Origin of the sequence: Streptomyces glaucosporus, assembly GCF_039533345.1 — a bacterium.
Lineage (GTDB): Bacteria > Actinomycetota > Actinomycetes > Streptomycetales > Streptomycetaceae > Streptomyces > Streptomyces glaucosporus.
This window is the reverse complement of the sequence record NZ_BAAATJ010000032.1, coordinates 36,050-59,272: the sequence shown is the minus strand read 5'-3', so window position 1 is coordinate 59,272 and position 23,223 is coordinate 36,050. Positions and strand designations below refer to the sequence as shown.

16 protein-coding genes are annotated in these 23,223 nt (G+C 74.3%); 9 read left to right on the top strand and 7 right to left on the bottom strand.

The window, feature by feature from the left end; all coding sequences use genetic code 11:
- Nucleotides 1-31: 31 nt before the first annotated feature.
- From ABD358_RS25230 to ABD358_RS25220, 3 genes are all read right to left on the bottom strand, one after another.
- Nucleotides 32-1,558: a DUF5719 family protein gene (locus ABD358_RS25230; protein ID WP_344633446.1), complete on the bottom strand. Its 1,527-nt coding sequence runs from the start codon at nucleotides 1,556-1,558 to the stop codon at nucleotides 32-34.
- Nucleotides 1,555-5,418, bottom strand: coding sequence for a glycosyltransferase family 2 protein (locus ABD358_RS25225; protein WP_344633445.1), 3,864 nt, complete (start codon nucleotides 5,416-5,418; stop codon nucleotides 1,555-1,557). The genes ABD358_RS25230 and ABD358_RS25225 overlap by 4 nt, the downstream gene beginning before the upstream one ends.
- A gap of 338 nt (nucleotides 5,419-5,756) precedes the next feature.
- On the bottom strand, nucleotides 5,757-6,020 hold the full coding sequence (locus tag ABD358_RS25220; protein ID WP_344633444.1) for a WhiB family transcriptional regulator: 264 nt from the start codon (nucleotides 6,018-6,020) through the stop codon (nucleotides 5,757-5,759).
- 670 nt (nucleotides 6,021-6,690) lie between these two features.
- On the opposite strand from ABD358_RS25220, the gene ABD358_RS25215 reads away from it, so the two are divergent.
- The 3 genes from ABD358_RS25215 to ABD358_RS25205 all read left to right on the top strand — a co-directional run bounded on the left by ABD358_RS25215 (nucleotide 6,691) and on the right by ABD358_RS25205 (nucleotide 9,654).
- The gene (locus tag ABD358_RS25215; RefSeq protein ID WP_344633443.1) at nucleotides 6,691-7,212 is read left to right on the top strand and encodes a cysteine dioxygenase; all 522 of its coding nucleotides are present in this window, start codon (nucleotides 6,691-6,693) and stop codon (nucleotides 7,210-7,212) included.
- Nucleotides 7,213-7,339: 127 nt separating this feature from the next.
- Nucleotides 7,340-8,302, top strand: a complete 963-nt coding sequence (cofD, locus tag ABD358_RS25210) for a 2-phospho-L-lactate transferase (protein ID WP_344633442.1) — start codon at nucleotides 7,340-7,342, stop codon at nucleotides 8,300-8,302.
- Entirely contained in the window at nucleotides 8,299-9,654 is a 1,356-nt protein-coding gene (locus ABD358_RS25205; RefSeq protein WP_344633441.1) for a coenzyme F420-0:L-glutamate ligase, read from the top strand. The genes cofD and ABD358_RS25205 overlap by 4 nt, the downstream gene beginning before the upstream one ends.
- 63 nt (nucleotides 9,655-9,717) lie before the next feature.
- Here the strand turns inward: ABD358_RS25205 and ABD358_RS25200 are convergent, their stop codons facing one another.
- Both ABD358_RS25200 and ABD358_RS25195 read right to left on the bottom strand, forming a co-directional pair.
- Nucleotides 9,718-10,668 carry a DNA-3-methyladenine glycosylase family protein gene (locus ABD358_RS25200; protein ID WP_425576419.1) on the bottom strand — a complete coding sequence of 317 codons (951 nt, stop codon included), beginning with the start codon at nucleotides 10,666-10,668 and terminating at the stop codon, nucleotides 9,718-9,720.
- Between the two features lie 194 nt (nucleotides 10,669-10,862).
- Nucleotides 10,863-12,311: a peptidoglycan recognition protein family protein gene (locus ABD358_RS25195; protein ID WP_344633440.1), complete on the bottom strand. Its 1,449-nt coding sequence runs from the start codon at nucleotides 12,309-12,311 to the stop codon at nucleotides 10,863-10,865.
- A 127-nt stretch (nucleotides 12,312-12,438) separates the two neighbouring features.
- Between ABD358_RS25195 and ABD358_RS25190 the strand changes: the two genes are divergently transcribed.
- The 4 genes from ABD358_RS25190 to ABD358_RS25175 all read left to right on the top strand — a co-directional run bounded on the left by ABD358_RS25190 (nucleotide 12,439) and on the right by ABD358_RS25175 (nucleotide 18,530).
- Complete coding sequence (locus ABD358_RS25190) at nucleotides 12,439-13,200, top strand: TIGR03089 family protein (protein ID WP_344633439.1); 762 nt, start codon at nucleotides 12,439-12,441, stop codon at nucleotides 13,198-13,200.
- Between the two features lie 193 nt (nucleotides 13,201-13,393).
- Nucleotides 13,394-14,659 (top strand): LCP family protein, encoded by a 1,266-nt coding sequence (locus ABD358_RS25185; protein WP_425576418.1) that lies wholly within the window; start codon nucleotides 13,394-13,396, stop codon nucleotides 14,657-14,659.
- A gap of 283 nt (nucleotides 14,660-14,942) precedes the next feature.
- Nucleotides 14,943-16,760, top strand: coding sequence for an LCP family protein (locus ABD358_RS25180; protein WP_344633437.1), 1,818 nt, complete (start codon nucleotides 14,943-14,945; stop codon nucleotides 16,758-16,760).
- Between the two features lie 48 nt (nucleotides 16,761-16,808).
- Nucleotides 16,809-18,530 carry an LCP family protein gene (locus tag ABD358_RS25175; RefSeq protein WP_425576417.1) on the top strand — a complete coding sequence of 574 codons (1,722 nt, stop codon included), beginning with the start codon at nucleotides 16,809-16,811 and terminating at the stop codon, nucleotides 18,528-18,530.
- Between the two features lie 63 nt (nucleotides 18,531-18,593).
- Here ABD358_RS25175 and ABD358_RS25170 read toward each other — a convergent pair whose 3' ends face one another.
- Nucleotides 18,594-19,646 carry a glycosyltransferase family 2 protein gene (locus ABD358_RS25170; protein ID WP_344633435.1) on the bottom strand — a complete coding sequence of 351 codons (1,053 nt, stop codon included), beginning with the start codon at nucleotides 19,644-19,646 and terminating at the stop codon, nucleotides 18,594-18,596.
- Between the two features lie 147 nt (nucleotides 19,647-19,793).
- Between ABD358_RS25170 and ABD358_RS25165 the strand changes: the two genes are divergently transcribed.
- Entirely contained in the window at nucleotides 19,794-21,320 is a 1,527-nt protein-coding gene (locus tag ABD358_RS25165; RefSeq protein ID WP_486388657.1) for an LCP family protein, read from the top strand.
- Between the two features lie 26 nt (nucleotides 21,321-21,346).
- On the opposite strand, the gene ABD358_RS25160 is transcribed toward ABD358_RS25165, so the two are convergent.
- Nucleotides 21,347-21,898 (bottom strand): acyl-CoA thioesterase, encoded by a 552-nt coding sequence (locus ABD358_RS25160; protein ID WP_344633433.1) that lies wholly within the window; start codon nucleotides 21,896-21,898, stop codon nucleotides 21,347-21,349.
- A 178-nt stretch (nucleotides 21,899-22,076) separates the two neighbouring features.
- Here ABD358_RS25160 and ABD358_RS25155 point away from each other — a divergent pair, with 178 nt between their 5' ends.
- Nucleotides 22,077-23,183, top strand: a complete 1,107-nt coding sequence (locus ABD358_RS25155) for an LCP family protein (RefSeq protein WP_344633459.1) — start codon at nucleotides 22,077-22,079, stop codon at nucleotides 23,181-23,183.
- The last annotated feature ends 40 nt before the right edge of the window (nucleotides 23,184-23,223 follow it).

The following is a 23,223-nucleotide window of genomic DNA, read 5'->3' as shown; positions in this document are numbered from 1 at the left end:
GGTCCCGTCCCCGCCGGAGCCCGGCCGGGACTCAGTCGAGCAGGACGGACAGGTCCTGCTCCGCCGCCGGCACCGCCACCGTGCCCCGGTCGTCCGGGAGCGTCTGCACGGTGAACATCGGGATGCCGTCCTCCGTCAGCCCCAGCGTCCGCGCCGCGTACACCGCCCCGCCCGAGAGCCTCTCGACCGTGAGCGCGTACCGTCCCTCGCCGCCCTCCGGCCGCAGGTCGTCCACGGCCGTCGTGGTGCCGGCCTTGAGGTTGTACGTCCTGCTCACCGGCTTGCCGCCGCCGCTCCCCGCCGAGGCCGTCACCCGTACCCTCGCGGCCTTGCCGGGAGCCGCCAGGGACAGCACCGTTCCCGCGTCCCCGCCCTTCGCCCCGGCGTCGCTTCCGGCCGCGGACGCGCGCTCCCGGACCGGCGCGGTGGCGGGGACGAACGCCGTCTCCTGCCGGGCGCCCTTGCCGCGCAGCACCCGCGCGGCCGCCACCACCGGCGCTCCCCGGCCCTCCTCGGCCGGGCTCAGCACCAGCGAGCCCGGCTCGCCCCGGGTGACCTCCCCGAGGTCGACGGCGACGGTCGTCCCGCTCTTGACGTGCAGGGTCTCCTGGCCGGCCGGGGTGATCGTGCCGGTGGGGGTCGCCAGCCGCACCGTCAGGTCGGCGTCCTCCTCGCCGGGCGCGAAGAGGACCAGGCGCACCCCGGTGGCGTCGGCCGGGATGCCGGGCAGCACCAGCCCGTCACGGGACTCCGCGGAGGCCTGGATCCAGTCGCCGCCGAGCTCGTCGTCGAGGGACTGCACCTGGGCGCCGATCCGGCCGCTGCGCGCCACGACGTGCACGACCACGTTGGTCACCGGCTCCCGGGAGAGCGTGGAGAGCAGCACGGGGACCGTGGAGCGGGCGGGGACGTTGATGCCCTCCCCGCTGTCGGTCCTCACCGAGCCGTCCTTGCCGTACAGCTCCAGGTCGACGACGGCCGGGCTGTCGTCGGGGTTGGTGAGGTGGATGTAGTCGTGGCGGTCCTTGGCGGTGCTCGCGCCGGGGAACCAGAACTCGGTGTCGGGAGCGGTGCACGACAGGCCCAGCAGACCTCGGCCGGTGCCCGCGGTGACGAGGGTGGTCTGCTGGACCGTCCAGCCGGGGGCGAGGCGGCCGTCGGCCGAGCCGGTGAGCGCCGGGGACCCGGTGCGCTCGGTCTCGGCGACGACCGGTGTGCCGGGCTCCTTCAGCGGGGCGACCGGCTCGGCCTTCCTCGCTCCCTTGCCGCCGTCCTGCCCGCCGCCCTCCAGGGTGCTGGCGGCGGGCAGCAGTCCGGCCGTGCCCTTTCCCGCGGACTCGCGCTCGGCGGCGCCCTCGGGGGTGAAGGCGGTGTACGTGGTCTCGCCGATCTCCGAGGAGGTCGGCTGGGGGCACACCAGGGTGGAGCGCTCCACCGGGAGCCGGGCCGCCGCGGGAGCCGCCGGGGGCTCGCCGGGCGGGACGGTCAGCGAGGCGAGACCGGTGATGGCGGCCAGCGCGGTGGCCGCGCCGATCAGGGAGTAGGCGGTGCGGTTCATGGACGCTCGCTCCTGTCGCCGTACGTGGTGCCGTCCTGGGTGCCGTCCTGGGGGCCGTAGGCGTCCCCGGCGTGGCCCCCGCCGTCCCGGGCCCCGTGGTCCTGCGGGCCATAGCCCTGGGAGCCGTAGCCCTGGGCGCCGTAGTCCTGCGGGCCGTAGCCCTGGGAGCCGTAGTCCTGGGTGTAGCCGCCCTGACCGTGGTAGCCGCCGTACCCGTCGTGGCCCTCGTAGCCGTCGTGGCCCTCGTAGCCGTCGTGGCCGTCGTGACCCTCGTAGCCGCCGTAGGCCTGCCGGGAGGGCTGGACCTGGGGCTGGACCTGGGGCTGTCCGTCCTGGCCGTAGCCGCCGGCCTGGCCCGCGTACTCCTGCCCGTCCCAGGCCCCGTGGCCCTGCGGGGGCGCGTACGCGTCCTGGGGCACGGGCTCGGGCCGGGGCGCCTGCTCCGGCTCCGCCTCCTCCGGTGCGGGCGCGGGCGGCGGCGGACCGCCGGCGGCCTCCTGGGCCGCCCGCAGCCTGCGCGCCCGCCGGCCCTCGCCCTCGATTCCCGGGGCCGGCGCGGTCTCGGCCTCCGGCAGGTCGTCGTCGACCTCGCGGCGCCGCCCCGGCAGCGCCATGACCAGCACGACCAGCGCCAGGAAGCCCTGCGCCCACACCCATCCGGTGTGTGCCGCGGAGGTCTCGTGGACCAGGTCCAGCCGGCCGCCCCCGGCGGGCAGTTCGAAGCCCTGCGCCCAGCCGTCCACGGTGACCGGCTTCAGCGCGCGCCCGTCGAGCGTCGCCCTCCAGCCCGGGTCGGCCGCGTCGGCGATCCGCAGCACCCGGCCGGCGGGGCCGGCGGGGACCTCGGCGTGGGCCTCGACCGGGCCGGCCGCGACGGTCACCGGCTCGGCCGCCTCGCCGTCGCGCGCGTCCTCCCCCGGCTTCCCGGGGACGACGGTGATCCGGGCGACCTGGTCGTCCACCCGCCACAGCGCGCCGCCGTCCTGCTGGCTCAGCCGGGTCAGGCCCGGCGTGGAGTCCAGCACCCGGGCGATCTCCCGGGGGGCGCCGTCGCGCACCAGGACGTAGCGGACGGCGTAGCCGCCGAGCTGGCCGGCCTGGTCTGCGCCGGAGCCCGCGACCAGGTTGCCGACGACCTCGCCCAGCCGCTCGTCGCCGCCGGTCCCGCGGGTCAGATCGCCGTCGCCCAGGCGGGCGCCGGAGCCCCGGACGAGGGTGTAGGAGACCCGGGACGCCCCGCCGGAGACGGTGTCCGGGCCGGCGCTCTCGCCGTCGAGGACGAGGGTGCGCGGCCGGTCGCGGGTGCCGCTCTCCTCCGCGACGAACGCCGGCACCTGCACCGGGCTGCGCCGTGACAGCGGCCCGTCCGCTCCGGCCGCCATCCAGGCGGCGGCGGACACCAGCGGCGCCGCGACGGCCGCGGCGGCGATGAGCGCGGCGACCGGCTGACGCCAGCCGAAGCTCTGCGCGGCGACCCGGCCGTACGCGCCCTCGGCGCCGACCGCGGCGGCGGCCAGCAGCGCCAGTCCGTAGACGAGGGTGGCCGGACCGGCCCAGCCGGAGCCGCCCGCGAGGACGGCGAAGACCAGGCCGGTCAGGGCGGCGGACCAGGCGGCGAGGATCGCCGTCCGCCGCTCGGAGCGCAGCAGCGCGGCGAGCGCGGCCAGCACCACGCCGGCGAACAGCGGGCCGCCCAGGGTCCCCGGTCCGCCGGGGTCGAGCATCAGCAGCCCGGTGGCGGAGGCGGTGCCCTCGCCGTACGGCAGCCCCGCCTCGTCCAGGAAGGCCGAGGGGCTGGTGAGCAGCCTCAGGGACCACGGCGCGAGCAGTGCCAGCGGGACCGCCAGCAGCACGGCGCCGCGGACCGCGTAGGCCGCCGCGTGGGCGCCCTGCCGCGCCCGCAGACCCACGACGGCCAGCGTGAGCACGGCGGCGACCGGCCAGATCACGGGGGTGAAGGCGGTGGTGAGGGCGAGCAGCAGAGCGCACGCCCACACGGCGCGCCATCCCGGCTTGTCGCCGGTCCGACTCAGGCCCGAGGCGGCGACCGCCGCGCGGGCCATCAGGGGCAGGGTGACGGCGAGGACGGCGGTGCCGAGCCGGCCGCCCGCCAGGGCTCCGGTGACGGCGGGGAGGAAGGCGTAGGCGACGCTGCCCCAGGCGCGCAGCAGCCGGGAGGAGACCAGCGGCCGGGAGGCGAAGTAGGCGGTGAGCCCGGCCAGCGGCACCGAGCACACCAGCAGCAGGGTGAGGGTGAATCCGGTGCTGCCGAGGAAGAGGGTGGAGAGGGTGGCGAGGATCGCCAGGTACGGCGGCGCCCACCCGGTGCCGCCGACGCCGACCGGCTGCCAGGACTCCAGGTGGCGGGCCCACAGGTCGCCGACGTCGCCGGGCGCGGGCAGCAGCGCGCCGCCCGCCAGGGCGCCGCCGCCCAGCAGGTTGCGGCAGGCCACGAGGGAGGCGAGGAGGAGGACGGCGAAGAGCACGGGTGCCGGTTTGCGGGCGATCCGCTTCAGCCGGGCGAACTGCTCGACCTCCAGGAAGTCCGCGTCCTCGTCCCCGGGGCCGGTCTCGACGGCGCCGTGCCGCCCTCCGGAGGAGAGGTCGGGGTCGGAGCGTCCGGCGAAGTTGCTCGCGACCTGCTCGACGGTGGCCCTCACCGTCGCACCGGGCGGCGGGAAGAGGGGGCGCATGTCGGAGTGGCTCACGACGGCTCTGCCGCGTCTGCGCCGGGCGGCGAGGACGAGGCCGGGGCGCAGCAGGACGCCGATCAGCCCGGTGAACTCGTCGAGCGCCTGCCCGGGCACCTTGCCGACCAGATAGGCCAGCATCCGCAGGAGGGTGCCCAGCACCAGCCTCAGCAGGACCCAGGGCAGCAGCTTGCCGGGGGCGTTGACGAGCAGGGTGTAGACCGCGCCCGCCTTGTCCACCCGGTGGGGGCCGGCGACCGAGCGCCCCACGCAGTCGATGGGCCGCCGTTCCCGGGCGGCGGCCTCGGCGTGCCGGAGGACGGCGTCCGGCGCGACGAGCACGCGGTGGCCGGCGGCCTGGGCCCGCCAGCACAGGTCCACGTCGTCGCGCATCAGGGGCAGGCGCCGGTCGAAGCCGCCGAGCTCCTCGAAGACGTCGCGGCGTATGAGCATCCCGGCCGTGGAGACGGACAGCACCTGCCGCACCTGGTCGTACTGGCCCTGGTCCTGCTCGCGCCGGTCCAGCCCGGTCCAGCGGCGCCCGCTGTTGGCGATGGAGACGCCGACCTCCAGCAGCTGGCGGCGGTTGTACCAGCTGCGCAGCTTGGGGCCGACGACGGCGGCCGAGGGGCTGGAGTCGGCGACCCGCAGCAGTTCGGCGAGGGCGTCCGGTTCGGGCGCGCAGTCGTCGTGCAGCAGCCACAGCCACTGGACGGGCTCGCCGTGGGGCAGTTCGGGCATGTCGTAGGCGTCGTCGCGCCAGGTCCGGGTGACCGGGTCCCAGCCGCTGGGCCGCCTGAGGTACGGCAGTTCGCCGGGGCCCAGGACGGGCGCGGTGCGGACCGCCTCCTCGACCGCCGCGCCGAACCCGGTGCGGCGGGCGAGGTGCAGGACCCGGTCGGGGCCGAGGGCCTCGGTGAGCAGCCGGGCGGAGTCGTCGGCGCTGCCGGTGTCGGCGGCGACGACGTTCTGCACCGGCCGCTCCTGTCCCATGAGTCCGGCCAGCGCGTCGGGCAGCCAGCGCTCGCCGTCGTGCGCGACGAGCACGGCCGTGACGACGTGCCGCGGGAACTCCGGTGGCCGGTCGGAACCGGACGCCCCTGGCTGGGGGGAAGCGAACGCTGCTGTGGCCGCCTCGTACTGGGCCGCCGGGTGGCTGTGCACGGACATCGGGGTAGGGGCCCTCCGGCCGGGGTCCGGGGGTCGCCCCCCGGAAGGCTGCTGCGTCGGACTGGCTGTGGACTGAGCCGGACGCGGGGCCGCACGGGCGGCCGCGTCGTGGATGGCCCCCACAGTAATGGCTGGGCGCGACCCGCCGTTCGGGGTCCCGCTGTTCGAGGGCGGGACCGGTCTCGGAAAAGCGGTCCGCCCCCCGCGCGGTGCGGGGGGCGGACCGGAGGCTGTGGGAAGTGTGCGGCGATGCGTGCCGGTTCGTCAGGGTTCGGAAGCCGGTCGGCCGGGCGGGCGGTCGGCGCCGGCGGCCCGGCGGCAAAGAGGCCGGCGGACCGTCAGACGGCCGCCTTCTTCAGCCGGCGGCGCTCACGCTCGGACAGGCCGCCCCAGATGCCGAAGCGCTCGTCGTTGGCGAGGGCGTACTCCAGGCACTCGGAGCGGACCTCGCACGCGAGGCAGACCTTCTTGGCCTCCCTCGTCGAACCGCCCTTCTCGGGGAAGAAGGACTCGGGGTCGGTCTGGGCGCACAACGCGCGCTCCTGCCAGCCGAGCTCCTCGTCCGCCTCGTCGACCAGCAGTTGTTCGAACAGCTCGACCATCCGTGCGCCCCTCGTCTGTCTTTATGTCCCCGTGATGCCGTCGTTATCGATCCCGGCCGAACGACACGAGTGAAATTACAAGTGTGTGCATCCACCCGAGTCAAGCCGGGATCTGCTATTGGGCCCGTTATTCACTCTGCGGAACCAAGGCCCTACATCATGTGTTTAAATCACTACAAACTATGACACGCAGATCGGACATCTCGCTCACTCCTTCCTCCCTGCCCGGAAGGACGCGAGCGGCGCCGACCGCGTTGCCCTCCCCCTGCCGAAGAGAAGTCGATCACAGTTGGATCACATCTCCGCAACGGCGTTCGTCTGTGCGGATGTTGCGCCACGTGTCCGCCTCCGGCCCGCATAAACCTTTCAGCTGCCCCTGCGACCGGATGTGGTGAAGGACACCCGCCAAACGGGCCATCCGGTTGACAGCGGGACGGAGTACCCGTTCTTCTTGATGTCATGCCAGCGATTCGCGCGTTCGATCCGGCCCGCCGCCGCGGGGCCCTTCGCGCTGCCCAGGTCTCCTGTCGCTGTTGCTGTCGCTGAGGCGTCCGTCGAAGCACCGAGGCCCCGCCTCCCCTCCGCTTCCCCGCCTCCTCCCCACCGCCCGGCCGCGCCGGGTTCCCTCCCGCTCCCCCTGCTCTGCCTTCGCTCCAGAGGACCCCCGAACGTGAACAGCGACGTCGAGATCGCCGGCGACCCGCTCGCCATCCCGCACCTCCTGCCGCCCGTCCCCGCCCACCCCTCCACCGTCGCCGGGTTCGCCGGCCTGGCCCGGACGATCGCGGCCGACCGCGCCGCATGGACCCCGCTCGTCCGCTACGACGCCACCACCCGCTGGTACCACCGGCTGCGCACCGGCCCCGGCTACGAGGTCTGGCTGCTGAGCTGGCTGCCCGGCCAGGGCAGCGGCCACCACGACCACGGCCCCTCCTCCGGGGTGCTCACCGTCCTCGACGGCGAGCTGACCGAGCGGAGCGCGGGCAGGGTCCGCGCTCTCGGCTCAGGCGCGCAGCGGGTCTTCGCACCCGGCTACGCGCACGAGGTCGTCAACGACACGCTCGAACCGGCGGTCAGCCTCCACGTCTACTTCCCCGGCCTCACCGAGATGCCGATGCACCCACCGCACGCCCTTTCGTGCACCCCCGCGCACCCGGACACCTCCGCGCACCGGGCGCCGTCCCCCGGCTGACGGCTCCCGGGCAGATCCCGCCCGCCACCCGACCTCCACCCCCGGAGGACAGCCTCCGGCCGAGAGCCCCGCCCGTCACCCGACCTCCACCCCCGGAGGACAGCCTCCGGCTGAGAGACTGTTGGGCATGCAGCGCATTGTGGTTCTGGCCGGGGGCATCGGTGGTGCCCGCTTCCTGCGTGGACTGAAGAAGGCCGTGCCCGACGCCGAGATCACGGTCGTCGGCAACACAGGTGACGACATCCACCTCTTCGGCCTCAAGGTCTGCCCGGATCTCGACACGGTGATGTACACCCTCGGGGGAGGCATCCACGAGGAGCAGGGCTGGGGCCGCGCCGACGAGACCTTCACGGTGAAGGAGGAACTGGCGGCGTACGGCGTCGGGCCGGACTGGTTCGGCCTGGGCGACCGGGACTTCGCCACCCACATCGTCCGTACGCAGATGATCGGCGCGGGCTATCCCCTCAGCGCCGTCACCGAGGCGCTGTGCGCGCGCTGGAAGCCGGGCGTCCGGCTGCTGCCGATGACCGACGACCGGGTCGAGACCCATGTGGTGATCGAGACGGAGGACGGCGGCCGCAAGGCCGTGCACTTCCAGGAGTACTGGGTGCGGCTGAGGGCGGCCCCGCCCGCGCAGGCGGTGGTGCCCGTCGGCGCCGAGCAGGCCAAGCCGGCGCCGGGCGTGCTGGACGCCGTCGCCCGGGCCGACGTCATCCTCTTCCCGCCGTCCAACCCGGTGGTCAGCATCGGCACGATCCTCGCCGTGCCCGGCATCCGCGAGGCGATCGCCGACGCCGGAGTGCCGGTGGTGGGCCTGTCCCCCATCGTCGGGGGCTCCCCGGTGCGCGGGATGGCCGACAAGGTGCTGGCCGCCGTCGGCGTGGAGGCCACGGCCGCGGCCGTGGCCGCGCACTACGGTTCGGGCCTGCTGGACGGCTGGCTGGTGGACACCGTGGACGCGGACGCCGTGCCCGAGGTCGAGGCGGCGGGCATCCGCTGCCGTGCCGTGCCGCTGCTGATGACCGACGTCGACGCCGCCGCCCGGATGGCCGGCGAGGCGCTGGCGCTCGCCGAGGAGGTGCGCGGGTGAATGGCCCGGCGAAGGTTCCGGAGTACCGCGTCTGGGCGCTGCCCGGCATCCCCGAAGTACGGCCCGGCGACGACCTGGTGAAGCTCATCGCCGACGCGGCCACCGCGCCCGGCCTGCCCGGACTGGCGCACGGGGACGTGGTGGTGGTCACCTCGAAGATCGTCAGCAAGGCCGAGGGGCGGGTGGTGGAGGCCGCCGACCGCGAGGCCGCCATCGAATCCGAGACCGTGCGGGTGGTGGCCCGGCGAGGCCCGGCGCGGATCGTGGAGAGCCGGCACGGCTTCGTGATGGCCGCGGCCGGGGTCGACGCCTCCAACACCCCCGCCGGGACGGTGCTGTTGCTGCCCGAGGACCCGGACGCCTCCGCGCGCCGCATCCGCGACGGCCTGCGCGGGGCGCTGGGCGTCGAGGTCGGCGTCGTGGTGACCGACACCTTCGGCCGGCCGTGGCGCGAGGGCCAGACCGACGTGGCGATCGGCGCCGCCGGGGTGCGGGTGCTCCAGGACCTGCGCGGCGGCACCGACATGTACGGCAATCCGCTGGGCGTGACGGTCACGGCGGTGGGCGACGAACTGGCCGGAGCCGGCGAGCTGGTGAAGGGCAAGGCCGACGGGCTGCCGGTCGCGGTGGTCCGGGGCCTGCCCCAGCACGTGGTGTCCGGGGACGGCGACGGCGGGGAGGACGGCGCGGAGGAGGCCGGCGCCCGCGCGCTGGTCCGCGACGCGGCGAACGACATGTTCCGCCTGGGCACCTCGGAGGCCGTCCGGGAGGCGGTGACGCTGCGGCGCACCGTCCGGGAGTTCACCGGCGAGCCGGTGGACGGCGCGGCCGTGCGGCGGGCGGTGGCCGCCGCGGTCACGGCCCCGGCTCCGCACCACACCACGCCGTGGCGCTTCGTCCTGCTGGAGTCCGGGGAGGCGCGCATCCGCCTGCTGGACGCCATGCGCGACGCGTGGGTGGCCGACCTGCGCCGGGACGGGAAGAGCGAGGAGAGCATCGCCAGGCGGATCCGCCGCGGCGACGTGCTGCGCAACGCGCCGTACCTGGCGGTGCCGTGCCTGGTGGCCGAGGGGGCGCACGCCTACCCGGACGCGCGGCGGTCGGCCGCCGAGCGGGAGATGTTCGTGGTCGCGGCCGGGGCGGGCGTGCAGAACTTCCTGGTCGCCCTGGCCGGCGAGGGCCTGGGATCGGCGTGGGTGTCCTCGACGATGTTCTGCCGCGACGTGGTGCGGGAGGTGCTGGACCTGCCCGCCGACTGGGACCCGATGGGCGCGGTGGCCATCGGCCGGGCGGCGTCCCCGCCCAGGCCCCGTCCCCCGCGGGCGGCGGACGACTTCACCGTCGTCCGCTGAGGGGGCCGGCCTCCGGGGCCCGCCCGGGGCGTGCGGCCGGACGTCCGGCCGCACGCCCCGGGTTCACAGGCGTGCGATGTCGACGCGCGGGAAGCGGGGCGCGCGCCGGGGCGGCGTGCGTCCCGTGGCCAGGATCAGCCGGGTGGCGCGGTGGCGCTGGCCCGCGTAGGGGGCGAGCAGTTCCAGCATCCGCTCGTCGTCGCCGTCCCGCTCGCCGGTGAGGGCGTAGACCACCTGTCCGGGCAGGTGGAGGTCCCCGACCGACACCGCGTCCGCGGCCCCGAGGACGCGCTGGAGCGTCTCGGCCGCCGTCCACGGCCCGATGCCGGGGATCGCCGTCAGCCGGGCCGCGGCCGCCGCCGGGTCCATGCCCGCCGCCTCCTCCATGCGGCGGGCGCGGGCGACGGCGCGGAGGACGGTCGAGGAGCGCTTGTGGTCCACGCCCGCCCGGTGCCACTCCCAGGAGGGGATCAGCGCCCAGGTGCGGGGCTCGGGCATCACGCGCATCGGCTCGGGAACCGGCCCGGAGGACGTCCCGGCCGGTCCCGGCGCGGGTTCGCCGTAGCGGCGCAGCAGCCGCCGCCAGGCGCGGTACGCCTCCTCGGTGGTGACCTTCTGCTCCAGGACCGAGGGGATCAGCGACTCCAGCACCAGCCCGGTGCGGACCAGCCGCAGTCCGGGGAGGCGGCGGTGCGCCAGGGCGACGAGCCGGTGGCGGGGGACGAAGGCCGAGGGGTCGTCGTCGGCGCCGAGGAGGGACGGAAGGCCGTCGAGCGCCCACTCGGCGCCCGGCCCCCACGCCCGTGCCACCACCTTGCCCGCGCCCGCGTCGGGCTCGACGCACAGGGTGGCCGGTCCGCACGGGGTCCGGGTGGCCCGCCAGACCGCGCCGCCGACCGCCCGCTGGGCGGGGTCGTACGCGCCGCGCTGGAGCACCCGCAGGTTGCGGTGCAGGTCGTGCGGTCCCCAGGGCTCCGGCGGGGCCCAGCGGCGGGTGGACACCGCGCCCGTCACGGCCGGATGCCCCCGGTCCCGGCGGAGGGGGCGTCTTCCGTCGCCGGTTCTTCCGTCACCGGTCCTCCCCGCTCCCTGGCTGTTCCCGGTCGCCCGCCGGCGTCGCGCCGGCGGCCGGGCCAGTGTAGGCCCGTCCGCCGGCGCGGCCGGGGGTCCGGGGGCGGGGCCCCGGGCCGGGAGCGGGGGCCGGCGGGCTACCTGCCCTGCAGACGGGCCGCGTTGTTGCGGATGGTGCCCAGCTTCGCGTAGAGCCGGTCGCCGGGGCAGCCGGTGACGTAGCCGTCCCGGTGCCCGGAGACGGTGTTGAACCTGACCTTGGTGCCCTTGGCGTACTTGCCGCCGCCGGAGGTCAGGACCGCGGTGCCCTTGGGGTTGACGCCGTGCAGGCCGAGCTTCCACGCGACCAGGCGGGAGACGGCGTTGACCGCGGCGCCGGAGGGGTTGGTGCTGTTGTACGTGCCGAGGACGGCGATGCCGGTGCTGTTGGCGTTGAAGCCGTAGGTGTGGGCGCCCATCACCGGCTTGGCCACGCCTCCGGCGCGGCCCTCGTAGATCTTTCCGCACTTGTCGACGAAGAAGTTGTAGCCGACGTCCCGCCAGCCGTTGCTCTTGACGTGGTAGCGGTAGATGCCCCGGATGATGGCGGGCGCTTCGGAGCAGGAGTAGCTGTTGCTCCCCGCCGTGTGGTGGACGAAGGCGGCCTTGACGGTGCTGGTGTAGAGGAACGAGCCGCGGATGCTCTCGTCGGCTCCCCAGCCCCGGCGGGTGACGATGGACGGGCGCGGGCCGATGGGCGCGAGGGTGGCGGCGTTCAGTTCACCGGCCGGGAGGGTGTCCGGGACGTCGGCCGGGAGGGTGCTCGGGGTGACGTCCGGGGCGGGCTCCGCGGGTTGCCCGGCCTGCTCCGCCTCCTCCGCCTGCTCCGGGTTCTGCCCGGTGCCCGTCTCCGACAGGTCGGCCTGGGACGCCTCCCGGTCCAGGGCGGGGATCTCGTGGGAGCCGACCGGGGCGAGTCCGGCGTTCGCCTCGCTGCTGGCGCGGGCCTGGGGGGTGAGGTCGTCGGCGGGGTCCTCGCCGGGGTTGACCAGGTCCAGGCGGAGCCCCTCGGGCAGTTCCGCCGTCCTGCCGGAGTCGGCGGACTCCTCCGGCAGGACGCGGACCTGCACGCCGTCGGAGTCGCCCACCCACAGCGGGGCCGTGGCCCCGCGCAGCGCGCCGCCTCCGCGTTCGTCCGAGTCGGGGTCGGGGAGGTCGGCGTGGGTCTCCAGGTCCTGCCAGGAGGACCAGGCGCCGGTGCCGGCGGCTCTGGTGCGCACCTGGACCCGGCCGTGCAGCTCTTCCTCCGGGTCGTTCCAGACCACGCCGAGCAGCGAGAAGGGTTCCACCTCGCGCGCCGGGAGGCCCAGGGACACGCCCTCGTCGGGCGGGCCGGACGGGCCGGGGGCGGGGGTCGCGCCGGGTTGGGTGAGCGGTACGAGCGGCAGTGACTGGGTGCTGCCCGGCAGCCGGGAGGAGGTCACGGGGACGGGGGCGGACGCGGTGGCCGCGGAGGCGCCGGCCGCCACTCCGGTGGGCAGGACCAGCGGGAGCGCCGCGGCGGCAGCGCAGGCAACGCCGATCGAGGATGCAATGAATGCACGCATAAATCCGATAGTGGGCAGAATCGGTAACACTGTCGAACGGAAGAGTGACCGACCGTGACGACCGGACATCCCCGCCGCCCGCCGGCGCCGATCCGCCCCGGCGGGCGGCCCGCGTACCCTGGCGCCGATGAACACCACCGACCGCACCCCCGCCGACCTGCTGCGATCCGCGCTGGCCGCGGACGCCGCCCGCCCGCTGGTGACCTTCTACGACGACGCCACCGGCGAGCGCGTCGAACTCTCCGTCGCCACCCTCGCCAATTGGGTGGCGAAGACGTCCAACCTCCTCCAGGACGACCTGTCCGCCGAGCCCGGCGACCGCCTCGCCCTGCTGCTGCCCGCCCACTGGCAGACCGCGGTCTGGCTGCTCGCCTGCTCCGCCACCTCGGTCGTCGCCGACCTGACCGCCGGGCCCGCCGCCGTCTCGGGCGCCGACCTCGTCGTCAGCGGCCCGGACACCCTCGACCGGGCCCGCGCCTGCACCGGCGAGCGCGTCGCGCTCAGCCTGCGCCCCCTGGGGGCCCGCTTCCCCCAGGCGCCGGACGGCTTCCTGGACTACGCGGTCGAGGTGCCCGGCCAGGGCGACCACTTCACCCCGTACTCCCCCGCCGACCCGGACGCGCCCGCTCTGACGGTCGGCGGCGAGGAACTGACCGGCGCGCAGATCGTCGAACGCGCCCGCGCCGACGCCGCCGCCCGCGGGCTCGGCCCCGGCTCGCGGCTGCTGTCGGTGCTGCCGTACGACTCCTGGGAGGGGGTGTCGGCCGGGCTGTTCGCACCCCTGGCCGCCGGCGGCTCGGTCGTGCTGTGCCGCCACTCCGAGCGGCTGGACGCCTCGGCGCTGGAGGCGCGGAGGAAGAGCGAGCGCGTCACCCACGTCGCCGGCTGACCCGGCCGGGAGGGGGCCCGTCCGGCACCGACCCGCGCCGGAGCGCCCGGGTGCGGGGCGGCGCCGGACGGCCGGTCGCCGCCCCGGCGATTTTTCCGCGCCGTCCGTACAACCCCGCGCGCCTTTCGGGTGTCTGTACAGGAGACCGGCGACCGCACGCCTGTGCGCGTACACGCCGCCGACCGTGCGAGGGATGAACGCAGACGTGACCGAACCAGAGGGTGCGCGCCCGGCCGACCTCCCGCTCCGCCCCCGTCGCCGCTGGCTGCGCTGGACGGCGCTGGGCGCCTCCGTCGTCGTGCTCGGAGCGGCCGGAGCGGTCTGGGCCCTCTACAGCAGACTCGACGGCAACATCCGTACGGATGTCGAGACCGTCAACCAGTTGCGGCGCTTCGAGAGCGAACGCCCGGAGCCCGTCGTGCGCGAGGCGGAGAACATCCTCCTCATCGGCTCCGACGACCGCGGCGGCGACAACGGCAAGTACGGCCGCGACAACGGGACCCAGCGCTCGGACACCACGATCCTGCTCCACCTGTCCGCCGACCGCTCCAGTGCCACCGGGGTGTCGATACCGCGCGACCTGATGGTCGAGATACCCGAGTGCGAGCGGCCGGACGGCACCACCACCGGGGCGCGGTTCGCCCAGTTCAACTGGGCCTTCCAGTTCGGCGGCGCGGGCTGCACGATCCGCACCGTCGAGAAGCTCACCGGCATCCGCGTGGACCACCACGTGGTGGTGGACTTCGCCGGCTTCACCAAGCTGGTGGACGCGGTCGGCGGCGTCGAGGTGTGCCTGGCCGAACCGGTGGACGACCCCGACGCCCAGCTCAGCCTGGACGCCGGTCCCCAGACGCTCGACGGCGAGCAGGCGCTCGGCTACGTCCGCACCCGCAAGGGCATCGGCGACGGCAGCGACACCCAGCGGATGGCCCGTCAGCAGGAGTTCCTCTCCCTGCTGGTGCGCAAGGTGCACGACGAGGGCATCCTGACCGATCCGGGCAGGCTCTACTCGGTGCTGGACGCGGTGACGTCCTCGCTCACCGCCGACCCGGGCCTGGACTCCCTCGCCGAGCTCTACGACCTGGCGGACAGCGTGCGGGGCATCCCGGCGGACCGGGTGCGGTTCATGACCGCGCCGCGGCAGCCGTACACCTACGATCCCAACCGCGACGAGCTGGTGCAGCCGGACGCCGACCGCCTGTTCACGGCGCTGCGCAACGACGAGCCGGTGCCGGAGCCGTCCTCGGAGGCCACGGCGTCGCAGGGCCCGGACGCGGAGACCACCGGTCCGGGGACCACCGCCCCGGGCTCCCCCTCCCCCACGGAGAGCGGGACCGGAGTGTCCAGGGCCGGGTTCGCGACGCCGGACGCCGGAACCGGAACACCCGGGCCGACCGCCTCGCCGTCGTCCGGTGCGCGGGCGTCCGCGGCCGGAAGTCTCTGTGGACGAGCCGGATGAAGCACGCGCCGGGGCGGGCCCGGGAGAGCCCGAAGAACATCGAGGGGCATCGGGAGCCACCGAGAGAAACAGCACACCGGCAGGCCCCGAAAAATAGCAGGAAATGCCCCTTTGGCGAAGAAGAGAACTTGCCGACAGGGGTGCTCCGCACTGGACTGTCCCAGATAGTGTGAGCAACCCGGTGCGCTCGCCCAGGCCGCTGCGCACCGCACGATGACTGACCAAGCGCCTTGACACCCTGAGGACGGGCGCTGCGTGGCACCGACGGAGGATTCAGGCGACCGTGGACGCGCAAAGCCGTGGGCGGGCGGGTGACATCGACCCCGCAGACCAGTGGGTGTTCGACCCGGACACCGGTGACTACAGACTGCGACTGCCTTCCTCCGAAGCGCGAACAGCCTCCGCTCCGGCCCCGCCCTCCGATTCCCCCCCTTCCGCCCCGTCCGGCTCCCCGGCTCCCCGCGTCCCCGGCTCCCGCGCCGGCGGCGCCCGGTCCGGGGCCTCCCGGACGGCGAACCGCGGATCGGCGTCCCCCCGCGGCGAGGTGCCCCGGCAGCGCCGCAGGCGCGCGGCGGCCGACGCCGGCCCGGCCGGGGACGACGCCCCGGCGGCCGGCAAGCAGGGCAGCCGGCGCAAGCCCAGGCCGAAGAACTCCCGCAAGAAGAAGGCGCTGATGTGGACCGGCGGCGCGACGGCCTTCCTGCTCGTCGGCACCTCGGCCGCCGCCTACTTCGCCTACCAGCACTTCAACGGCAACATCAGCACCGTCGACGTCGGTGACACGGGCGGCGGCGGTTTCGGCGAGGGCGGACCGATCAACATCCTGCTGATCGGCACCGACAAGCGCACCGGCAAGGGCAACGAGGGCTACGGGGACAAGGGCAGCGGCGGACACGCCGACACCACGTTCCTCTTCCACGTCTCCGAGGACCGCAGCAACGCGACCGTCCTGAGCATCCCCCGGGACCTGATCACCGACATCCCCGACTGCCCCACCAAGCAGCCGGACGGCTCCACCAGGATCATCCCGGGCACGCCGGGCACCCGGTTCAACAACAGCCTCGGGCAGGAGGGCCGTGACCCGGGCTGCGCCATGCGCACCGTCAAGGAGCTGACGGGCCTGGACGTCCACCACTTCATGATGGCCGACTTCAACGCCGTCAAGACGCTGACCACCGCGATCGACGGCGTCGACGTCTGCCTGGAGAAGCCCGTCAAGGACCCCAAGTCCAAGCTGGACCTGCCCGCGGGCGAGAGCACCATCATGGGCGAGGACGCCCTGGCCTTCGTCCGCACCCGGAGCAGCTTCGGGAACAAGAGCGACCTGGACCGCATCAAGGTCCAGCAGCAGTTCCTGAGTTCGATGATCCGCAAGCTCAAGTCCAACGACACCCTCACCGACCCGGGCAAGCTGTGGGACCTCGCGGAGGCCGCCACCAAGGCGCTGACGGTGGACACCGGCATAGGCACCATCAAGAAGCTGACCCAACTCGGCCAGGAGATCAGCGGGATCGACACCAAGAACATCTCCTTCGTCACCCTGCCGGTGGAGGACAACCCCGCGGAAAGGGTCAAGGCCACGGTCGTCCTCAACGAGGCCAAGGCGCGGCCGCTGTTCGCGATGCTGCAGAACGACGTCTCCCTCACCGAGGTGGAGAAGAAGGAGAAGGCGGCCAAGGACAAGGCCAAGAAGGAGCAGGAGGCGCTGCTCAAGGGCGACCGCGCCGAGGCGTCCGACGTACGGGTCGAGGTCCTCAACGGCGGGGAGGTCGCCGGCGCCGCGCAGACCACGCTCACCTGGCTGCAGAACTCCCAGGGCGTGCTGAAGTCCAGCAACGGCGGCAACGCGCCCGAGAAGATTGCCAGGACGACCCTGGAGTTCGCGCCCAACCAGGCCGACCAGGCCCGCAAGCTCGCGGACATCATGGGGCTGCCCGCCTCCGCCCTGAAGCAGGGCACCGAGGACGCCGAGCCGCTCGAACCGATGACCCTGACGCTGGGCTCCGACTTCAAGGGGGCCGGAATCCCCATCGCCGCTCCGACGAAGGTTCCGGAGGACCTCCCGAAGGTGGAGGCCGACAAGAAGATATGCGCCGGATGACGCCCGTGTGCCGCATCCCGGCCCGGGCCGACGACAGGGGAGGGCCCTTTGGGGCACAGCACCGTACGGGGGGAGGGGGCGCGCGGGAGGCGCTCCCCCGGTGCCGGGGATCTCGGCCGGAACGACGGCCACCGCGACAGGACCGGAGAGAGCGACGGGGAGGGCTCCGGGAGCGGCGGTGACGGTGGCCGCGGCGCGGTGCCCGGGCCCCGGGACGGCCGGCGGCCCGGGGCTTCCCGCCGCGCGCGCCGGCCGCGCCGCCGCGTGCGGGTGCTCCGCTGGGCGGCGCTCGGCCTCTCCGTGCTCGTCCTCGGCACCGCGGGCGCCGGCTACCTCTACTACGAGCACCTCAACGGCAGGATCGACAAGGACCCCCTCAACCTCGGCGACAGGGAGATGGGCTCGTCCGCGCCGAACGCGGCGGGCCAGCGCCCGCTGAACATCCTCCTCATCGGTTCCGACAGCCGGAACTCCGAGGAGAACCTGCGCCTCGGCGGCGCCAGGGACTCCCGGGGCTCCGAGCCCCTGGCGGACGTCCAGATGCTGCTGCACCTGTCGGCCGACCGCAGCAACATCTCGGCGATCAGCATGCCGCGCGACACCATGCTGAGGATCCCCAGGTGCACGGACCCGGACGACGGCACGGTGTACCCGGCCGACACCACGCCGACGATGACCAACGAGAGCCTCGGACGCGGCGGGCCCGGCTGCACGGTGGCCACCTGGTACGAGCTGACCGGCATCCCGATCGACCACTTCATGATGATCGACTTCGCGGGTGTGGTCTCCATGGCCGACGCCGTCGGCGGCGTCCCCGTCTGCGTGGACGCGAACATCCACTCCCGCACCCACGACGGCAAGGGCTCCGGGCTCAAGCTGACGAAGGGCACCCACCACGTCCAGGGCGAGCAGGCCCTGCAGTGGCTCCGCACGCGCTACGGGTTCGAGGACAACAGCGACCTCGGCCGTACCCGCGCGCAGCACATGTACATGAACTCGATGGTCCGCCAGCTCCGCAAGAACGCCCGGCTGTCCAACCCGGACAAACTGCGGCGGCTGGCCGAGGCCGCGACCGACGCGCTGGTCGTCGACCAGGGGCTGGGCAGTATCGGGAAACTGCTGGACCTGGGGAACGAGCTCAAGAAGGTCCCCCCGTCGCGCATCACCATGACGACCATGCCGTGGGTCTGGTCGCAGACCCACCGGGGCCGGGTGGAGCCGAAACCGGGTGACGCCGAGAAGCTGTTCGCCATGGTCCGGGACGACGTCCCGCTCGACGGCAAGGGCGGCGGCAAGGGCCGCAAGGACGGGAAGGGCGGCGGCGGGACCGGGAAGGCGAAGCCGGCGGATCCCGCGGCCGAGAAGTCGGAGATCGGCGTCGTCGTCCGGAACGGGACCGGGCACGACGCCCGGGGGCCGGTGTCCGGCCGCGCGTCCGCCGTCGCCGCGACACTCGTCTCGAAGGGCTTCACCCGGGCCGCGTCCGACCCGGCGCCCAGCCCGCGGGAGAAGACCGTGATCCGCTACCCGGACGCCGGCCTCGAAGGCGACGCCCGGGCGGTCGCGGACGCGCTCGGCCTGCCCGCAGACGCGCTGCGGAAGTCGGACGAGGTCACCGGGATCACCCTGATCGTCGGCGCGGACTGGCGCACGGGGACGCTCTACCCCCGGGCCGGGAAGGACGACGGCGGGGTGCCCGCCTCCGCCCGCGCCCTCAGCGGCGGCGACACCGGGGCCTGCATGCACGTCAACCCCGCCTTCACCTGGTAGCGCAGGTGGCCCGGACGCGCGGAGCGCGCGTCCGGGCCACCTGTCCGCCGGGTTCCTCCGCCGCTACGCGTCGGCCCGCGCCGCGGCCACCGGCCCCCGGCGGCTGGCCTTCACCTTCTCCGCCAGCTTCCGCGGGCTGGTGAGGAAGCCCCAGCCCCACGACATGTGCATGGTGGCCAGGGCGAGCGGGATCCTCACCCGCGCCCTCAGCGGCAGCCCCCTGCCCGCCGGGACCGATCCCGCGGTGATCGCCGCGAGGTAGCCCGCCGGGACGACCAGGCCCCACGGGGTGACCAGCGCGCCCGTCACCAGGCCCGCCGCGATGGCCACCACGGCCGCGGGCGGCGCCAGGTAGCGCAGGTTGATCGAACCGGAGTGGTAGCGGGCCACCACGTGCCGCCAGCGGCCGTAGTCGCGGTACTGCCTGGCCAGGGCGCGCACGCTGGGACGCGGCCGGTAGGAGACCAGCAGTTCCGGCGAGAACCAGATCAGCCCGCCGTCCTGGCGGATGCGGTAGTTCAGCTCCCAGTCCTGCGCCCGGATGAACTCCTCGTTGTAGCCGCCCAGCCGCTCCAGCACCTCGCGGCGGAAGACGCCCAGGTAGACGGTCTCGGCCTCGCCGGCCTCGCCGCCGGTGTGGAACGCCGCGTTGCCGACGCCGATGCGCGAGGTCATGGCGGCGGCCACCGCCTTCTCCCAGTCGTTCTCGCCCTCGGCGTGCATGATGCCGCCGACGTTGGCCGCGCCGGTCTCCTCCAGCAGCCGCACGGCGGTGGCGATGTAGTCCGGCGAGAGCATCCCGTGCCCGTCCACCCGCACCACGATCGGATGGCGGGAGGCGGCGATGGCGGCGTTGAGCCCCGCGGGGGTGCGGCCGGTGGGGTTGGGGACCGTGCGCACCCGCGGGTCCTCGCGGACCAGTTCCGCGGCGACCTCGTCGGTGCGGTCCTCCGAGGGCCCGAGGGCGATCACGACCTCCAGCTCACCGGCGTACTCCTGCTCCAGGATGTGCCGTACGGAGCTGCGCAGGTACCGCTCCTCGTTGAGCACCGGCATGATCACGGACACCGCGGGCGGCGCCGCGGCCGGGGAGGGGGATTCGGCTGGAGACGTCACCGGGCCACGGTACCGCGAACGGGTGAGCACCCTGCACGGCAGCCGGGTGGACCGCGGATCCCGGACGGCGTGTGGTCGCGGTCCGTAGATCGTATGGACCTATGTTGGCCCCTTCCCGGCCCCCGCCGCCACGGAGGTGGTTCCCCGATGCCCGCACGGTTCCGTCAGCGCGGCCGTCATGCCCGTCCCCGGTCCAGGCGGAGCTTCTCGTCCCGCTGGGGTATGCGGGCGGCCACGGCCGTCTCCGCGATGGTGCTGCTGGCGGGCGGCATCGGTCAGGCGGTGGTCAGCCGGCTGGACACCCGGCTGGAGCGGGTGGACCCCTTCCGCGGGCTCAGCCACCGGCCCGCGGCCGGCGACGGCACCAACTTCCTGGTCGTCGGGACCGACGACCGCAGCACCGTCACCGAGGAGGAGAAGCGGCGGTACTCCCTCGGCGGCACCCCCTGCAACTGCACCGACACGATCATGCTCGTGCACCTCTCCGCCGACCGGGACCGGGCCAGCGTGGTGAGCATCCCCCGCGACTCCTACGTCGAGTTCCCCGAGCACACCGACCCGGTCACCGGGGAACGCCGCACGGGCCGCACCGGGAAGATCAACGCCGCCTACTCGATCGGCGGGCCGGGCCTGACCGTGCGCACCGTCGAGGAGATGACGGGCGTGCGCATCGACCACTACCTGGAGGTGGGCTTCACCAGCTTCATGCGCACCGTCGACGCCCTCGGCGGGGTGCCGGTGTGCACCACACGGCCGCTGAGCGACAGCCGCAGCGGCCTGGACCTGCCGGCCGGCACCACCCGGCTGAACGGCGGTCAGGCGCTGCAGTACGTGCGCGCCCGGTACATCGACCCCGACGGCGACCTCGGCCGCATCAGACGCCAGCAGCGCTTCCTGGCCGCCGCCATCGACGAGGCCACCCGCAGCGGGGTGCTGACGAACCCCGCCCGGATCGGCCGGATCGCCTCCGCCCTGCTCGGCTCGGTGCGCGCCGACCCGGAGTTCGGCGCCGGCGAGATGATCGCCCTCGGCCGGGCCATGCGCGGTTTCACGTCCGCCTCGTCGGAGTTCGCCTCGGTGCCGGTGGCCGACCCCGACCACAACGTGCCGGGCGTCGGCTCGACGGTGGTCTGGGACCGGGAGGGGGCGGAGAGGCTGTTCGCCGCGCTCCGCCAGGACCGCCCCCTGGCGGGTGCGAGGACGGCGAGCGCCAAGAACCCGGAGGGTCCCGGCGGGAGGGCCGGACGGGAGGGGACGTCCCGGGAGCCCGAGCCCCTGCCGGTCGGGGTGGACCCGAAGACGGTCCGCGTCCAGGTGGAGAACGGCACCGCCGTCGCCAACCTCGGCGCGTGGCTGGACCGGGAACTGCGCGCCACCGGCTTCGACACCACCGGCACCCCGCGTCCCGCCGACCGTCAGGACGTGCGCCGCACCGTCATCCGCTACGACCCCGAGTGGGACCGCTCGGCCCGGGCCCTGGCCGCCGCCCTGCCCGGCGCCCGGCTGGAGAAGGCCGCGGGCCAGGGACCGGTGATGAGGGTCACGGTCGGCGCCGACCCCCTGGAGGTGCTGCGGGTGCGGCTGCGCCCCGACGTCCCGGAGCCGCGGGAGAGCGCGGGGAAGCGGGAGAAGAGCGCTCCGGCGGTCACGGGGGACGAGGTCGTCTGCCCCTGACGCGTCCCGTCCGGCCCCGGCCGCGTCTAGTCGTCGAGCATGCCCTCCGCCGCGCGCCGGTCGCGCAGCTCCTTGATCGCCCGGCGGCGGGCGAGCCGGTGGGTGCGCCGGATCTGGGCCTCCTGCCGGCGGCGCTCGTCCCGCTCGGTCTCGGGGATCACCGGCGGCACGGGCCGGGGCCTGCCGTTCTCGTCCACCGCGGTGAACACCAGGTAGGCCGAGGCGACCTGGGTGGCCGGAGTGGACTCGTTCCAGCGCTCGGCCATCACCCGCACCCCGACCTCCATCGAGGTCCGGCCCGTCCAGTTCACCTGGGCCTTCACATGGACCAGGTCGCCCACCCGGACCGGTTCCAGGAAGACCATCTCGTCCATCGACGCCGTGACCGCCGGCCCGCCCGAGTGCCGTCCGGCCACCGCGCCCGCCGCGTCGTCGACCAGCTTCATGATCACGCCGCCGTGGACGGTGCCGAGGAGGTTGGTGTCGCCCGCCGTCATGATGCGGGACAGGGTGATCCGGGACACGGAAGTGGGCTTGCCCGGCAGATCGTGCTGGGGAGCCTGGGCCTGAATGGTCATGCCCCCCACCCTATGCGCCCGCCCGGGTCCGCCCCGAAATGCATCAGCTCCGCAACAGGCGCGCTTCCGTTCCGTCCCCCCGTCTGTGCCTCACCCGTTCGGAGGGGGCACACTGCCTTCCATGACTGACTGGCCCAACAGCGGCAGCGCCGGCCCGCGCCCGGACCCGACCCGTGCCATGCCGACCGACCAGCACGGCGGCTACGGAGGCCACACGGGCTACGACTCCGGTTACAACACCGGCCAGGTATACGCCGGTTCCGGCTACGGCGGGCCCCGCGGCGGCTCCGACCGCGGCGTCGTCGGCCCCGTCGACTGGGGCCGCCGGATCAAGTTCGGTCTGATCACCCTCCTCGTGGTGGCGCTCGTCTGGTCGGTCGGCACCTACTTCTGGGCCGACTCCAAGCTCCGCCGCGAGGTCGACCTCGGCATCGTGAAGGACAGACCGGAGGAGGGCGAGGGCACCACGTACCTGATCGTGGGCTCCGACAGCCGTGAGGGCCTGTCCGACGAGGAGCGGAAGAAGCTCCACACCGGCTCGGCCGACGGCAAGCGCACCGACTCGATGATCCTCCTCCACGTCGGCGACCAGGGGACCACGATGATCTCCCTGCCGCGCGACTCCTGGGTCACCATCCCGGACTTCACCGGATCCGAGAGCGGCAAGGACTTCCCCTCCCCCGGCGCCCGCAAGCTCAACGCGGCGTACTCCATGGACGGCGCCCCCCTGCTGGTCCGCACGGTCGAGTACAACACCGGCCTGCGCATCGACCACTACGCGGAGATAGGCTTCGGCGGCTTCGCCAAGATCGTGGACGCGGTCGGCGGCGTCGAGATGGACATCCCCCGCGACATCAAGGACAAGAACTCCGGCGCCGACTTCAAGAAGGGCCGCCAGACCCTCGACGGCGCCCAGGCCCTCGCCTTCGTCCGCAACCGCTACGAGGCCGGCAGCGACCTGGAACGCACCAAGAACCAGCAGAAGTTCCTGGCCGCCCTGGCCAACCAGGCCGCCACCCCCTCCACCGTCCTCAACCCCTTCCGGCTCTACCCGACGCTGGGCGCGGGCCTGGACACCCTGATCGTGGACGAGGACATGGGCCTGTTCGACCTCGCCTCGATGTTCTGGGCCATGAAGGACGTCACGAGCGGCGAGGGCACCTCGATGAACATGCCGATCGCGGGCAGCGCCCCGCAGGGCTCCCTCAAGTGGGACATGGAGAAGGTCAAGCTGCTGGTCGGCCAGCTGAAGAACGGTGAGAAGGTGACGGTCGAAGGCGACTGACCGCGCCTCACCCCCGCTCGCGCGCGGGGCCCGGACCGTC

Excerpts from the sequence above, each read along its gene's own strand:
- ABD358_RS25230 (WP_344633446.1), bottom strand. The coding sequence starts at position 1,558 with ATGAACCGCACCGCCTACTCCCTGATCGGCGCGGCCACCGCGCTGGCC.
- ABD358_RS25225 (WP_344633445.1), bottom strand. The coding sequence starts at position 5,418 with ATGTCCGTGCACAGCCACCCGGCGGCCCAGTACGAGGCGGCCACAGCA.
- ABD358_RS25220 (WP_344633444.1), bottom strand. The coding sequence starts at position 6,020 with ATGGTCGAGCTGTTCGAACAACTGCTGGTCGACGAGGCGGACGAGGAG.
- cofD (WP_344633442.1), top strand. The coding sequence starts at position 7,340 with ATGCAGCGCATTGTGGTTCTGGCCGGGGGCATCGGTGGTGCCCGCTTC.
- ABD358_RS25195 (WP_344633440.1), bottom strand. The coding sequence starts at position 12,311 with ATGCGTGCATTCATTGCATCCTCGATCGGCGTTGCCTGCGCTGCCGCC.
- ABD358_RS25190 (WP_344633439.1), top strand. The coding sequence starts at position 12,439 with ATGAACACCACCGACCGCACCCCCGCCGACCTGCTGCGATCCGCGCTG.
- ABD358_RS25185 (WP_425576418.1), top strand. The coding sequence starts at position 13,394 with ATGAACGCAGACGTGACCGAACCAGAGGGTGCGCGCCCGGCCGACCTC.
- ABD358_RS25165 (WP_486388657.1), top strand. The coding sequence starts at position 19,794 with ATGCCCGCACGGTTCCGTCAGCGCGGCCGTCATGCCCGTCCCCGGTCC.
- ABD358_RS25160 (WP_344633433.1), bottom strand. The coding sequence starts at position 21,898 with ATGACCATTCAGGCCCAGGCTCCCCAGCACGATCTGCCGGGCAAGCCC.
- ABD358_RS25155 (WP_344633459.1), top strand. The coding sequence starts at position 22,077 with ATGCCGACCGACCAGCACGGCGGCTACGGAGGCCACACGGGCTACGAC.